At 43.1% G+C, this 12911-nt stretch carries 12 protein-coding genes; 8 read left to right on the plus strand and 4 right to left on the minus strand.

All coding sequences use genetic code 11. The features are described from left to right. Positions 1–181: 181 nt before the first annotated feature. The 4 genes from FGL37_RS06620 (at position 182) to FGL37_RS06635 (ending at position 2041) form a co-directional block, all read left to right on the plus strand. Positions 182–562, plus strand: a complete 381-nt coding sequence (locus FGL37_RS06620; protein ID WP_028069309.1) for a hypothetical protein — start codon at positions 182–184, stop codon at positions 560–562. A gap of 4 nt (positions 563–566) precedes the next feature. Further along, on the plus strand, positions 567–1121 hold the full coding sequence (locus FGL37_RS06625; protein ID WP_028069310.1) for a cyclic nucleotide-binding domain-containing protein: 555 nt from the start codon (positions 567–569) through the stop codon (positions 1119–1121). Positions 1122–1415: 294 nt separating this feature from the next. Continuing rightward, complete coding sequence (locus tag FGL37_RS06630; RefSeq protein WP_138096716.1) at positions 1416–1655, plus strand: hypothetical protein; 240 nt, start codon at positions 1416–1418, stop codon at positions 1653–1655. A 161-nt stretch (positions 1656–1816) separates the two neighbouring features. After that, positions 1817–2041 (plus strand): hypothetical protein, encoded by a 225-nt coding sequence (locus FGL37_RS06635; protein WP_028069311.1) that lies wholly within the window; start codon positions 1817–1819, stop codon positions 2039–2041. A 53-nt stretch (positions 2042–2094) separates the two neighbouring features. On the opposite strand, the gene FGL37_RS06640 is transcribed toward FGL37_RS06635, so the two are convergent. The 3 genes from FGL37_RS06640 to FGL37_RS06650 are packed head-to-tail and all read right to left on the minus strand — an operon-like array spanning position 2095 to position 8002. Next, positions 2095–3345, minus strand: coding sequence for a TlpA family protein disulfide reductase (locus tag FGL37_RS06640; protein ID WP_028069312.1), 1251 nt, complete (start codon positions 3343–3345; stop codon positions 2095–2097). Positions 3346–3351: 6 nt separating this feature from the next. Then, a complete protein-coding gene (locus FGL37_RS06645; protein WP_028069313.1) occupies positions 3352–4707 on the minus strand; it encodes a RagB/SusD family nutrient uptake outer membrane protein in 1356 nt (451 codons plus the stop codon). Between the two features lie 10 nt (positions 4708–4717). Next, positions 4718–8002, minus strand: a complete 3285-nt coding sequence (locus FGL37_RS06650) for a SusC/RagA family TonB-linked outer membrane protein (protein WP_138096718.1) — start codon at positions 8000–8002, stop codon at positions 4718–4720. A gap of 866 nt (positions 8003–8868) precedes the next feature. On the opposite strand from FGL37_RS06650, the gene FGL37_RS06655 reads away from it, so the two are divergent. The 3 genes from FGL37_RS06655 to FGL37_RS06665 all read left to right on the plus strand — a co-directional run bounded on the left by FGL37_RS06655 (position 8869) and on the right by FGL37_RS06665 (position 11081). Further along, positions 8869–9252 (plus strand): hypothetical protein, encoded by a 384-nt coding sequence (locus FGL37_RS06655; RefSeq protein WP_028069315.1) that lies wholly within the window; start codon positions 8869–8871, stop codon positions 9250–9252. A 247-nt stretch (positions 9253–9499) separates the two neighbouring features. Continuing rightward, positions 9500–10396 (plus strand): Abi family protein, encoded by an 897-nt coding sequence (locus FGL37_RS06660; RefSeq protein WP_028069317.1) that lies wholly within the window; start codon positions 9500–9502, stop codon positions 10394–10396. A gap of 433 nt (positions 10397–10829) precedes the next feature. Next, positions 10830–11081, plus strand: coding sequence for a helix-turn-helix domain-containing protein (locus FGL37_RS06665; RefSeq protein ID WP_051606680.1), 252 nt, complete (start codon positions 10830–10832; stop codon positions 11079–11081). A gap of 5 nt (positions 11082–11086) precedes the next feature. Here the strand turns inward: FGL37_RS06665 and FGL37_RS06670 are convergent, their stop codons facing one another. Beyond that, entirely contained in the window at positions 11087–11707 is a 621-nt protein-coding gene (locus FGL37_RS06670; protein WP_051606682.1) for a PD-(D/E)XK nuclease family transposase, read from the minus strand. Between the two features lie 397 nt (positions 11708–12104). Between FGL37_RS06670 and FGL37_RS06675 the strand changes: the two genes are divergently transcribed. Continuing rightward, entirely contained in the window at positions 12105–12905 is an 801-nt protein-coding gene (locus FGL37_RS06675) for a transposase (protein ID WP_051606684.1), read from the plus strand. Positions 12906–12911: the final 6 nt, after the last annotated feature.

The following is a 12911-nucleotide window of genomic DNA, read 5'->3' on the forward strand; positions in this document are numbered from 1 at the left end:
TAATCAACCAACACTTTTAGGAACACAATATAACTATAAATAGCAATTTATCCAAACCCGATTGGATGGATCATCGAGTGGGTTAGATGATAAAAAATCGGGATTGGATTTTTTAATGATCAAAAACAGGCATTCAAGAGCGCTTTCGGCTGTATATTGGCTGTTTTAATTTGATATACATATGGAAAATCAACAATTCAGTTTCGATGGACCGGGCGTCCGGAACTGGCAAAATTATCTTTATGCGCAACATCCTATCGTGATCGAAGAGGAAAGAATTTATATTGAGACCGACCTTCTGGGCTGGCTGCCCGAGCGCTTTCAGCTGACTGCAGCACAGCTACAGTATGCAGCCGATCTGGGCAGTGCTGCACAGGACTATTTTGCATCGCAGGTCGCCGGGGCCATTGCCTTGCGCATTCCTATTCTACTGGAACGTGAGCCCCCCGAAGAAGGCGGCGGCAATAGCAAGACCGGCAGCGTCACACAGCGTTTTACTCCCATGAGCAGTGATACCGCCAGCTACAGCAGATTATTAATCATACAATTCAATTACAGTTAGTACCATGACCAACCTAACTTATGAAAATCAATTTTATGCCATCTTAGAACAGTCCGGCCCTGTGGGGCCGGCTCTTCGTCAGGAGCTCAAAAGCATGATACAGCCCCAGTCCATCAAGAAAGGAAAAATTCTGCTGGCACAGCCTTATGATCTGCATATTCTGCTCGAGGGGATGGTGATCAAACGCCGCGATTACACTGCCGGAAGTACTATCTGCTCGGAAGTGCTGGATTTTATCGGCGCGAATGAGGCCATCTATCATACCCCCATCGAAGAAGACATTTATTTTCAGGCCGAACAGGACAGCATGGCCATTCTGATCCGTCAGCCCGATATTGTCGGCATTATCCAGCGTCACCCGCGGTTTTCCGAACAGCTCAACGCTATTCTCGCCCATCTGTTGTCAGAGCGCACCTTTCGGGGAAGGCTGATCAACATGAGTTCCAAAGAAAAAAAAGAAGCATTCAGGAGGCATTATCCCCTTGCCGCACGTTATTGCCGCATCAAAGATATCTGCTCTTTTTTGGGGATCAACCCCAATACCTATTCGGCTTTGTAGATAGCAAAGGAGCAAGAGGAGTGCGCAGACGGCGTATAAGACCAACACCCTAATTACATGAAAATCACAGAAATATGAGGTTATTTTCTCATAAATATGAAATTTAAACAGCTGTTTTGCCGACTAACTTTACTGTAGTTGATCGGACGGACGATTACGGATGTCTCCTCTCCCATCCATGACCGGATGACCGATCGGCCTAAAGGCTTATAAGATCAGGCCATCGCAAGGGACCGGACGGATAAAAAGAGCGCCCTACAGCTACCTGATACAAGCCAGAGGAACGAAACAAAAATGACAAGCATGAAGCAGACACAGACCAACGGCAAAGGACAAGGAGACGGGCATTGCCCGGCGGAATGCTCCAGTTGCTCAATTGTGGGCAAACAGCGATGGAGCCATGCAGCTATGCTGCGGGAGGCTGCGCGTTACCTTGCGGAGGCTCGGATGAGCCTGTCGGCAGGTTGTTGCTGCACCGGTCTTACCGTCAGATGGTACAGACGTAAGTTTGCCGTATTCCCGCGCCGGCGGTGAGGAATAAAATGGTCTGGCAGAATAAGGAGTCCCACCGCCAAACCAAAGCGCCCGCTATGTGCGGACGCGGGGCCAGTGTACTGTCCAGCTTTTGACCGATATGGACAGCAGCACTGTGATCAATTCATAAATCTAAGTTAGACAATTTAAATCATACGATTATGGCATGGTTTCAATTAAAAGCGAACGGAACCGCGACAGATCCCAATGATTATACCTCCACAGGCACACCTACCTGTAGCGGCGACAATCATATCTGTGCGGTGCAAGCTTCACCAGATGCAAACAATAAACCGATCCTGACTCCTGCTTTAAAGGACGAAATGATCAATGCACTGAATAATACAGCTAGCAGCTCCAACGTTCAGCTAAGAAATACACGATAGTACCTGAAATTATTTCAATTGAAAGGGGCCCCAAAAGGGCCCCTAATTTAGGTCTATCTTCTTTCCTCAAAGACCATAACCTCGATTTCCCTTCTATCCATCACAGCCTGCAGTCCGTAGTAAGCCAATTGTTCATTCAGGGCCTCAAGACTATCATAAGCTCCAAGCTCTAGCACACCCTTATATCCCGATTCATCTATCGTCGGTGGATACAAACCGGATAGATCCAGTAGAAAAGCTACACTCTCGGCGCCTTCTACAGTTTGCCCCCCAGCTTTTGCAGCTACCTTTTGTTGTTTCCCTTCCACTTTTTTTATGACAATCACATCTTGTACAGCCCGAGATTTATAAACGTTCAGACCAAGAAAAAAATTGAGATCCTGTATTGCCATTTCCGCCATCGCTGCTTTTGGCAGGGTATCCCTGCTGATCCGCTGGTAGCAGATGGCATGTTTAGACTTCCACAGATTGCGTCCCCCGCTGCCTTCCTGATACCTATATTTATTTTTATCCTTTACCTTCCAGATAATACGACCGGGGATCCAGAGAAACTTCGGTTTTTCGAGCTGAGCAAAGAGACGCTGGTAAGCGCCAAGTGTTTCGGCATTGTTTATCCGGCAGATAAAATTTCCAGTATTCGGATCCTGCGTTATCGGCAGACCACCGTCTGCAGCGAGTTCAGGCTGAAAGCCAGTGACCAGAACCCTGCCAATGACATTTTCTCCAGTAGGTTCTTGTCCCACCACGCGGTCATTGAAATCATTTTTTACCTGCACATCCAGTTTACCGGTAGCGATAAGCTGGTTTATAAATTCAGGTTTAATATAATCGGCATAGGTGACAGCTTTTACCGTTCCTTTGTAAATAAAAACTGTATGAGGCACACCACGGTGTGGGAAATAACGATGGAGCAAGCTATCACCCACGATACTGGGCAAAAAGGCATTTCTCTCTTTAAGATATCCATTATTTCTGAAAAACTTTTGAATCGCCTGCTTTGACTGCGCTGTGACCATCAATATCTTCACTTTATCCCCCATCTGCTCCTGCACCTTTTTGACATCGGGCATCAGTTCGATACAGGTGACACAGCTGGTATCCCAAAAATCCAGGATAACCAGTCTATCCTTAAATTTGTTCAGATCAACTTTGTCGGTCTTGTCATTGAGCACATCCATAATTGGCAATCTGGGCAGTTCACTCCCAACAGCAAGCTCCCAGCTCCGGTCAATATTCTTTTTATGTTGTGCTTGGGCAGTATATATAGAGACAAATACTGCTATGATTAACTGTACTATTTTCATCGTGCTTTATCTTTTGTTCTGTTGTATAGTTGGATTTAATTCGATCACGGCCTGTGGTATTAAAAACGCATAGCCCAGGCTCCCCGCGGGGAGCGTATAGACCTTTCCGTCCAGCGTCCGCTGCAGCTCTGTCTGATGGGCTGGTTCCTTGTTCAGTCTTTTGAGATCAGCCCATCTGCGTCCCCGAAAGACCAGTTCACGTCTCCTTTCGGCCAATATCATAGACAGGATCTTTTGCGGATCGTCTTCGATATATTTGATATTCTCATCGTTTTTAAACCTGCTGGCAAACAGCATGTTTAGATCTTTCAGGGCAATATCTTGCCGGTTCAGACGGCTTGCACTTTCAGCCCGGATCAAGATCACCTCGCCTGTCGTCAGCCCCACAAATGACCCAGATTCAGTCTGCTCATAGTTGGCCTTATAGCCAAAAGTGCCGGGTTCATCCTGGTTTTCTCGGTAAAAAACCTTCTTGCGAAGATCTCCTTGCATATACAGGTTCATCAGGGAGGGATTGATCCGAGAGTAATAACTGCCGAGCGCTTCGGAATACGGGGTCAATGCTGAGAATATGACTTCTTCATTGTTTTTGGGTATCGGTGATTCGCTATTGCTATCAAGCACATTAAAATCCATCAACCGAGGCTGGAGGCGCCAGGCCGAATCCGCATATTGAAACGAGCGGTCATACAGTTGCATATCGAGGTACACTCTGGCAAGCCCTGCAAAGGCTGCTGTCCTATTGGGAAGGCTTTTAGCCTGCGCGGTTATTGACAGCAGATGTGATGCTTTTGTATAGTCCTGCAGAATAAATTGATAGGTATCCTCCAGTGAGGACCTGCCATTTACCATGACTAGGTCAGGTGTTTGTTTCAGTGGCAATCCCAGCTCATTTTTAGCGGTATTTTTATCGTAAGTTAGGCAGTACAGCTGTGCAAGCTGATGGTAAGCGAATGCTCGAAAGAACAGTGCCTTACCTAGTATGTCGTTATATTTTGACAAGTTCTGCTCATCCCTTGGAAGCTTCTCGAGAACTTGGAGCACCTGGTTGGCAAGAAATATAGTACGGTAGGGTCCCTGCCATCCCATACCCCTTACCCCCTGTTCATCCGACCAGGTATAGGCATTCCTGTCATCCAGATTCGTGACACTATACCAGTTTTCGGCATTCAGGTAAAACTCTTCTCCCGCAATCAGCGTAGCAGCTGGCGAAGTCATGTTCAGGTTGCCATAATCATTGAGCAGCAGTTCGCAGTCTTCCAATGTATTAGGCACATCCATACGTATATCGGGTTTGACATCCAGATAACCGCTGCAGGACATCAGTCCAAGCGTAATCAGTATAAGAAGTGATTGTTTCATTATCATCATTTTAAAATTTAAAACTCAGTCCAAGGGAACATGCGAAGGGGTCGGGCGGATTATTCCCAAATTCAGGGTCTATGCCATATTTATTGGCCCGCCATATTTTCATGATATTATTGCAGTACAGGTAGATCCGGCAATCCTGCAGTCCTTTTACTATGGGATTAAAGCCTAGCTGTAGATCCCGCCATTTGATCTGATCTGCCGAGGCCACTAGCGCGCTTGAATAGTTATAGAAATAATCGGCATTGTAGTTTGCCGGATAATTGAAAGCCGGCACATTTGTACGAAGTTCATCACCCGGATTTTGCCACCGTAGGGCATAGTCCGAATGCCCGACAAAGCCAGTAATGAGAGCGCTGTAATCAATAGATTTACGCATAAACTTATGCCCCAGCTGCAGAGAGATATTAAAGGAAAGATCAAATTTCTTGTACCTGAACGAATTGCGTATCGATCCAAAATATAGAGGCAGGACGGATCCCAGGTTATCCATCTGATCTAGCCGGGTATCATTGACGATCGCGAAATAATCTTTTGAAATTTCCCCATTTACATACCCTTGGGGACTTCCGTCAACCGGGTCCAGTCCCGCCCATTTGTAGGAGATCAGGCCATAGAGGTCTCCACCTTCGACTGGGGTAACGATATTTCCGAAGGCACCCGACAAGTAATATTTACCCAGAGGTTCGGCAATAAAAGATTTTGTTACTTTTGTACGACTATAGGCCAGATTCGCGTCAGTACGCCATTCAAAATTCTTCGTCTTCATATTGATAGCATACAGGGTCAGATCTATCCCTTTTCCTTTCAGGTTGGCACTGTTGACGTTACTGGTTGAGAAACCTGTTGTAAGATCGATTCGCGTTTCGGCGATAAGGTCCTTTGGTGATTTGATATAGTACTCCAGTGAACCACCCAGCCGATCATTCAGTGCCCTGAAGTCCAGTCCCCAGTTCCACATACCCACCGTTTCCCACCGCAACATCGGGTTTGGCGGATTGAGCATATAAGCATAGGGAAGACCTGTCAGGTAATGAGTTTGCATGGATTTATAGATAACTGGCAGGGCCGAAGTACTATTGTTCACATTCCCGTTGTAGCCATGTGTCATCCTAAATTTTAGAAAATCCAGTACTTCCTTAGGGAAAAAAGGCTCTCCCGAAACTGTCCAAGCGGCGCCGACAGACCAGAAGGGCTGACCTTTATCATTGGTCCTGACGCCAAACAGGTTGGACGCATCTTTCCGTGCACTTGCACTCAGGACGTACCGGCCCAGAATAGTATAGGATCCATTCACAAAAAAGGAAGTATACCGATTGGTCAGTCTGCCTTTTTGGTTATAGTCCGGGATACGTTTCGTGCCCGACATTCCATTAAGATAAGGATGGTAAGTCACCAAGTCTACCGGCTGATAACTCATTGTCTCGGGATCATATCCATAAAACGTGGATGTGTTTACCTCGTCAACCTGCTGCCTGACCTCTGCACCAGCAAGTAGACTCAGCTCGTGCTGTGAATTGAACGCTTTATGGTACATCGCCTGCACGCGGCCCTGATGTGATGCACTGCGCTGAATAAAGGTCTGCAGAAAATCACCCACAGGCATATTCCATCGTATTCCTTCTTTGTCCCAGCTGGTGAAATAGTTGATTTCGGTACGCTGCTGTACCGTACCTATGCCGCGCCAGTATTCATCCTGTTTAGCCGAGGTGCGATAATTATAGAGAACAGAAAATTTCAGCTGGGGCGATAACGCGTAGCTGGATGAGAACGATAACATTGTTTCCTTGGTTGACCCCTTCATTGTACTCTGATGCAGTTCATCCAGTGGCCGGTAATTCCAGTCCAACAGGCGCCCTCCACCGATGGTATCACGAAAGTCAGCATTCAGTCCTATAGCGTCCACGATCAGTGCCGTACCGTTATAATCAGCCAGCCGCATATAAGGATAATTGCCGTAGCCCAGTCCCATCTCATTATAGGCAACGGGCATATAGGAGTCTTTGGTCCCATATTCAGTGTACTGTGTTCCAAGTGTAAACTCCAGCTTGCTGGTGGGCCTGAACACTGTATTGTTCTTTATAGAGACGCGGTCAGCGGATGATGTCACCAGCCGATTAAGCTGCCTGTCATATCCGAACGAGAAGATCGTGCTGAGGAGGTTCCCTCCACCCGAAAGCTGCACATTATACTGCTGCCTGATGGGATTACGGTAGACATATTTCAAGAAGTCATCACGCATATCAACGTTACGGAGCTGGTCTATCGAAGCTTCCAGTTGGTCTCCAGTAATTTTTCCATCCCTAAAACGCTTCAGTAATTTAACTACCGGGCTCATGATAAAACTCCGGTTATCCATTCTGTTCTTATAATAGCCTTTCTCATTCAGCATGAGTTCGACATCTATAAAGTCCGAAGAATTCATCTGCGGAAGATAATAGAGATCCGGTTTATTCTCTACTGTGAGGTTACTGTTTACAGCTACTGAAAATCTGCTGTTGAACTTTCCTTTTTTGGTGGTTACAACTATAATCCCGTTTCCCGACTGCGCTCCCCAGATGGAGGAAGCGGCAGCGTCTTTGAGAATAGTGACATTTTCGATGTCATTGGGGTTGATGTTGTTAAAATCGCCGTTATAGGGAAACCCGTCCACTACGATCAGTGGCCAGATATTGGAGCGGATGGAGCTTCGGCCTCTGATATTGATATTGGGCAGTACCCCTCTATTTTCGCCATATACTTTAGTCGCCGATATGCTGGTGACTACATCCTCCAGACGACTCAGGAAGTCCATTGAAACCTTTCTATTCAGCAACTTGCTATCCACAAACTCAAAGCTCCCTGTGGCCCTTTCTTTTGGAATCTTTTGATAGCCTGTGGATACCACCTCTACTTCCTCCAGCTGGTTCTCCAGCGGAAGCAATTTAATGGTGAGCGGCACTCCGGTTACATATCCGGTATCCAGTGGTTTAAACCCCAGGCAGGTAAATCGGACCTTCCCCTTTCGGTGCTGAACGGACAGGTTAAATGTACCATCCTTCTTGCACGAGGTACGGAGGTTTTCGGCGTCTACACGCACTGATACCCCCTGTAATGGCTTACCGTCGCTGGCCGATACGACGATCCCCTGTAGAATAAAATCCATAGGCCCGCCGGCCCCACTGTCCTTGCGGGGCGTCTGAGCCGATAAACTAAACATAGAAAACCATAGGATAGATAGCAGGGTACTATACAGTTTCATTGTCTTTCGACTGGGCAAGACCTCTCCTGCCCCAAAAAATTGTCTCATTTTTAGGTTTTTAATGGAGTGGTCTAAGGCAGAGACATCCTGTCCGATCGGGATCAGCAATTTCCTTTCAGGGCGTCGAGCCTAGACCTCTCCGGTAAATAATAGAACTATTATAGGTTCTCAGATGCGGTTTTAGACAATTACAGGTAAATTCATATGGACGATACCGCATCCGCAGGAAAAATTAAAAACCGACCTTTTTTATAGAATCTCTATATCGTTTTGTTTTCAGTTTTTGTTCCTCAACAATAAATTCCTTACTTTTAAGCTGCTAAACGAAAAAAGAGTAGAAATTATATTTGTCGGCATGGACTGCAAACAAATCAGGTCGGCTAAATCAACAACATGGAGCTAAGTAGGCCTTTTTGGCGCTTACTATGCCCATTTTTAATACCGCTGGTATTAAGTGCTGTTGATTTTAATATTGTTTGATACTACTCCGGTGGGCAGTATTTGTTCTTGATGAGCAGCGATAGTGCAAGCCGATGACACTGATCCTTGATCTGGTGTACTGCTGTGATTGTGAGTGACTCATTTAGCTTCATAATCTAACGATTTGGTTAATTAAAGAGTCTCGAGAAGGAAGTAAGAATTAACAAAAGGAAAAGCTCCTACCTTCCACCGCCAACATGGTACCAGCAAGGACCTGACACGGTTTCCAGTAGGAGCTTCTCCCAAAAATTGTACAAATATACAAAATTGGGACAATATGCTCCTAAAGGTCTCGCGTCGATAAAATTGCTGGTTTTAGTTGACGAGACTCAATCAGCGAACTGATTATGACACAAATATAAGTAAATACAATTTAACAACCAAAAATATATTGGTTAAATCCAAAATATTTTTGGTAATCTCAAAGCAATGTTATGAAAATTCATATCGGTGATATAATAAAAAGAGAGGCAAAGAATCAAGGTATTAGCAATGCTCGTTTGATGGAAGAAATAAAAGTAAAAAATTCCCAAAACATTGAATATGATTTAAAGCAAGAAACACTATCAATACAAAAGTTAGCACTCTATACCGCAGCATTAAACCACAATTTTCTTAAATATTATACCGATCTTGAACCTTTCAGATCGTTCTACGAAAATGAAAATAATACTTCTTTGGAAAAAATCAATTTTCTGAAGGAACAATTGGATCAAGCCAACCGAACGATCTCTATGCAAGAAGAAACTATACAGACTCAAAAAGATCTTATAGATACGCAAAAGGCGCTAATTGAATCGTTATCGACAAAAAAATAACAATATTTTTAATAAAAACAGCTTATCATCACTTTAAAGATGAAGTTTCACAAAATTTTAAATTGTTATTCCGTTTAAAGGAAAACCAACGTGTAGCTAGCGTCCTGATCTACATTTGGGGGCTTTATTACAAAAAAAAATTTGATAATAATACTAATATTATTATTTTTGTACCAACGGTACTCGTACTGCTTCCCATCAGAACAGCATGCGGGTCTTTTTTATTTTATAGCCAATTATTTTTTTAATGCCTGGAAAAATTCCCTTAACAATACAAGATCAGTTAAACCTGCTCCAACAACGTAACATGACGTTTCGAGATATCACCGCAGCGCCACATTTTCTAGCAAATATTAGTTATTATAGATTGAAGGGGTATTGGTGGGAAATGCAAATTGATTTTGTGAACCATAATTTCAAGCAGGGTTCGGTATTCGAAGATGTTATAGACTTATACAATTTTGATCGCCATTTTCGATTGATTGTTTTCAACGCCATCGAAAGGATTGAAATTGCACTAAGAACTAAATTGATATACCATCTTTCCTTGTCATATGGAGGAGAATGGTATCTAAACCAATCTATCTTTAAAGATAAAAAAGAACATATAAAATTCTTGTCTAAACTTCTAAATGATATGTGTCAGAGTAGTGAAGAATTTATGGTCAAACATTACCAAAACCATCCTGATGACTATCCCGAGGCTTGGAAAGGATTAGAAGTAGTCACATTAGGTACACTTTCTAAGATTTTCGACAACTTAAATCCCCAACTCCCTGAAAAATCTAAAATCGCCAACGAGTTTGGATTAAGTAGTGCAAAAGATTTTTCTAGTTGGCTCAGGACAATCACGCTAATAAGGAATATCATAGCACATCATAGTCGATTATGGAATAGAGTTTTGATAACCAAGTACTCTTGGCCATCAAATTTGACAAATAGAGTTTTGAACTATGTACCTGATGAGCAAAAAAAGAAAAAGGTTTTTCCGATTTTATGTGCTATGATTTATATGAACGACAAAATTTCCTCCGGCCACTCCTTAAGAAATGAGCTTCATGAGTTAATACAGTCGTTTCCAAATACGGCAATTTACAAAATGGGATTTCCTCCATATTGGTTTAATGAGCCTATTTTCTTATGAAAAAAATTATACTGATCTGGAACCTTTGAAATCGTTCTACGAAAAAGAAATAACACTTAAACCTAGCCAACTCTTCGAATACTTCTATGGCGATGGCGCACCTCCGATGATTGGAATGATAGACGAACTGCACTCAGCAAAAGACCTATATGCAATTACAAGATGATTGAACGTTTCCTTGCACTATTACAAAAATACCAACTGGATGGGGCGAAATACTAAACGATAAAGCTGGCGCCAACGTTAAGCTTCTTTATGAAGCACTGTTTACGGATTAAGTCAAAGTGAACCATAGACAACAGAAAATCCAATCTCCGCTATTTTGGCATTCTTGGATGATACATGTTCCAGCAAAGAATGACTGAAATAAATTTGTCAGCGAACAGAAGCGCAGATTTTTGTATCTTAACATTCAATTCATTTTTAAATAACCATGGTAGCAAAAGCAATTCGATTACTTAGGCAGCAAAGGGGCTGGACCCAACATGATGTTGCACAGAGATTAGAGATATCAATTCCCTCGTTATCAAAAATAGAAGCAGGAATTACAGACCTTAATCTCTCACGGTTAAACCAAATCGCGAAGTTATTTAATTTGACAACCGTAGAGCTATTATCTTATTCCGGATCAGAAGAAAAAAGCCACTCCCCTTCGGAAATGGCTTCAGCAATATTTATGTACTAACTAGGCTATTTGAGCTTTTCGATTTCATCAACGGAAAGACCGGTAACGTCACTAATGTCCTTCTCGTTATAACCCTTGCTCAACATCTTCCGAGCAGATTCAATAGCCCGTTTGTGTTCTCCCTCTGCAAGGCCTTCTGCACGACCTTTCTCAAGACCTTTCTCAAGACCTTCTGCTAGACCTTTCTCAAGACCTTTAGCATGCCCCATTGCTTCTCCCGACCGTAGAGCCGAATTAAACACACTCTCGGCATCTCGTTTATGTTTTAGGCTTGATTCATATGACATGCGATCCTCCTCCGTTAATTTTCCTATTTCTCCTACTTCAAAGATAAGACCAAATATCCTTTTATCCAAAAATGAGGGCAACTTATCCATGGTGCTCAAGTGTTTAAGTACATACAGCCATTGATCCATTACTGTTTCCAGCTCTGCCGGTTTTTTAGTAAACATCGGTAATGAAACCAATTTGTACCCTAACTTGTCATAAAAAATTTCATGCGTATTCTTGTCACACAAAGCAACATCATAAAAATACGGGCGGGCGGTATTGCCCCTGGAAAAGACCTTATCCGCTCCATGCAGGTTAAATTCTTGGCCATCATTATTAAGTTTTTGGTTATCCATACAAAGATAGTAAAAAACTAAAATATTTAGCAAATAAAATCTGTAAAATCACCTATTCCTTCTCGACATGTAAAGTGTTGCCTCTTTCCCTAAGGTAAAGTTACCATATCTGTTTTGTCCCTAGATAGGTCATGATAAGGGACGTTGCTTCCCTAAAATGGCACTCCGTAAGCGACAGCTAGGTAAACCTTGTCCCTAGATAGATGAGATTACCGTACTGCATGGTAAGATTTGTGCCACAGGGAATTAAACAAAAGAATCAAACATTAGGGTAGTTCTTGGGGGGTACTATTTTTTTGCACTTTACAAAAAAACATCAAGTTTGTAGTGGCTGGAAAAGGAACCGGATAGGAAGATTCACTCTGACCAGTAGAAACCCACAACATTCCTATTAATTATGAAAAAAAGCTACACAAGACGTTTCTCTAAAGAGCGTAAAGAATTCATTGTCCATGAACTTTTCAAAGATCTTTACTATTCTGTTTTGGATAGGCTTTGGCAAAAGGACACCCATTTTCGCAAAGATCTTGGTCAGCTAAAGCGTAAAGTATATCTGATGGATGCAAGCATCATCCCCTTATGTCTATCTGTATTTGACTGGGCAAAGTTTCGCAGCACCAAAGGTGCCGTAAAGCTGCACACTGTCTTGGATTATGATGGCTGCCTACCTGTTTTTATGCAGATTACCGATGGAAAAGTACATGAGAGCCAGCGAGCCGGTAGTTACAGTTTTTCCAAGGGAAGCGTGGTGGTAGTGGACCGTGGCTACGTGGATTACAGCTGGCTTGGGGATTTCCTAGTCCACTTTTGGGACAGCACCACTGGCAATGAGTACCACTTTTTGACCAATAATACGAAGTGGAAGGCTTCTTTGGTGGCAAACATCTATAAAGAACGCTGGCATATCGAAGTCTTCTTCAAGCATCTAAAGCAGCGCTTAAAAGTATCAACATTCATAGGGACTTCTGAAAATGCAGTGATGATCCAGATCTGGACTTCACTCATTGGCATATTACTGTTAAAATACTTACAAAAAAAGGCCAAATATGACTGGAACCTGTCCAATCTGGTCGCATTCATCAGAATGAATATCTTCGTGAAAATAAACATCTGGCAAGGGGTCAATATCGAAATGATGAAAAAAGCGATGCTTGTACCACAGAAATCCAATCCTAAAATTTATTTAGGACACATATGACTTTCA

The sequence above is a fragment of the Sphingobacterium thalpophilum genome, assembly GCF_901482695.1.
Classification (GTDB): Bacteria; Bacteroidota; Bacteroidia; order Sphingobacteriales; family Sphingobacteriaceae; genus Sphingobacterium; species Sphingobacterium thalpophilum.

Excerpts from the sequence above, each read along its gene's own strand:
- FGL37_RS06660 (WP_028069317.1), top strand. The coding sequence starts at position 9,500 with ATGCCTGGAAAAATTCCCTTAACAATACAAGATCAGTTAAACCTGCTC.
- FGL37_RS06630 (WP_138096716.1), top strand. The coding sequence starts at position 1,416 with ATGACAAGCATGAAGCAGACACAGACCAACGGCAAAGGACAAGGAGAC.
- FGL37_RS06670 (WP_051606682.1), bottom strand. The coding sequence starts at position 11,707 with ATGGATAACCAAAAACTTAATAATGATGGCCAAGAATTTAACCTGCAT.
- FGL37_RS06655 (WP_028069315.1), top strand. The coding sequence starts at position 8,869 with ATGAAAATTCATATCGGTGATATAATAAAAAGAGAGGCAAAGAATCAA.
- FGL37_RS06625 (WP_028069310.1), top strand. The coding sequence starts at position 567 with ATGACCAACCTAACTTATGAAAATCAATTTTATGCCATCTTAGAACAG.
- FGL37_RS06640 (WP_028069312.1), bottom strand. The coding sequence starts at position 3,345 with ATGAAAATAGTACAGTTAATCATAGCAGTATTTGTCTCTATATATACT.
- FGL37_RS06650 (WP_138096718.1), bottom strand. The coding sequence starts at position 8,002 with ATGAGACAATTTTTTGGGGCAGGAGAGGTCTTGCCCAGTCGAAAGACA.
- FGL37_RS06635 (WP_028069311.1), top strand. The coding sequence starts at position 1,817 with ATGGCATGGTTTCAATTAAAAGCGAACGGAACCGCGACAGATCCCAAT.
- FGL37_RS06620 (WP_028069309.1), top strand. The coding sequence starts at position 182 with ATGGAAAATCAACAATTCAGTTTCGATGGACCGGGCGTCCGGAACTGG.
- FGL37_RS06675 (WP_051606684.1), top strand. The coding sequence starts at position 12,105 with ATGAAAAAAAGCTACACAAGACGTTTCTCTAAAGAGCGTAAAGAATTC.
- FGL37_RS06645 (WP_028069313.1), bottom strand. The coding sequence starts at position 4,707 with ATGAAACAATCACTTCTTATACTGATTACGCTTGGACTGATGTCCTGC.
- FGL37_RS06665 (WP_051606680.1), top strand. The coding sequence starts at position 10,830 with ATGGTAGCAAAAGCAATTCGATTACTTAGGCAGCAAAGGGGCTGGACC.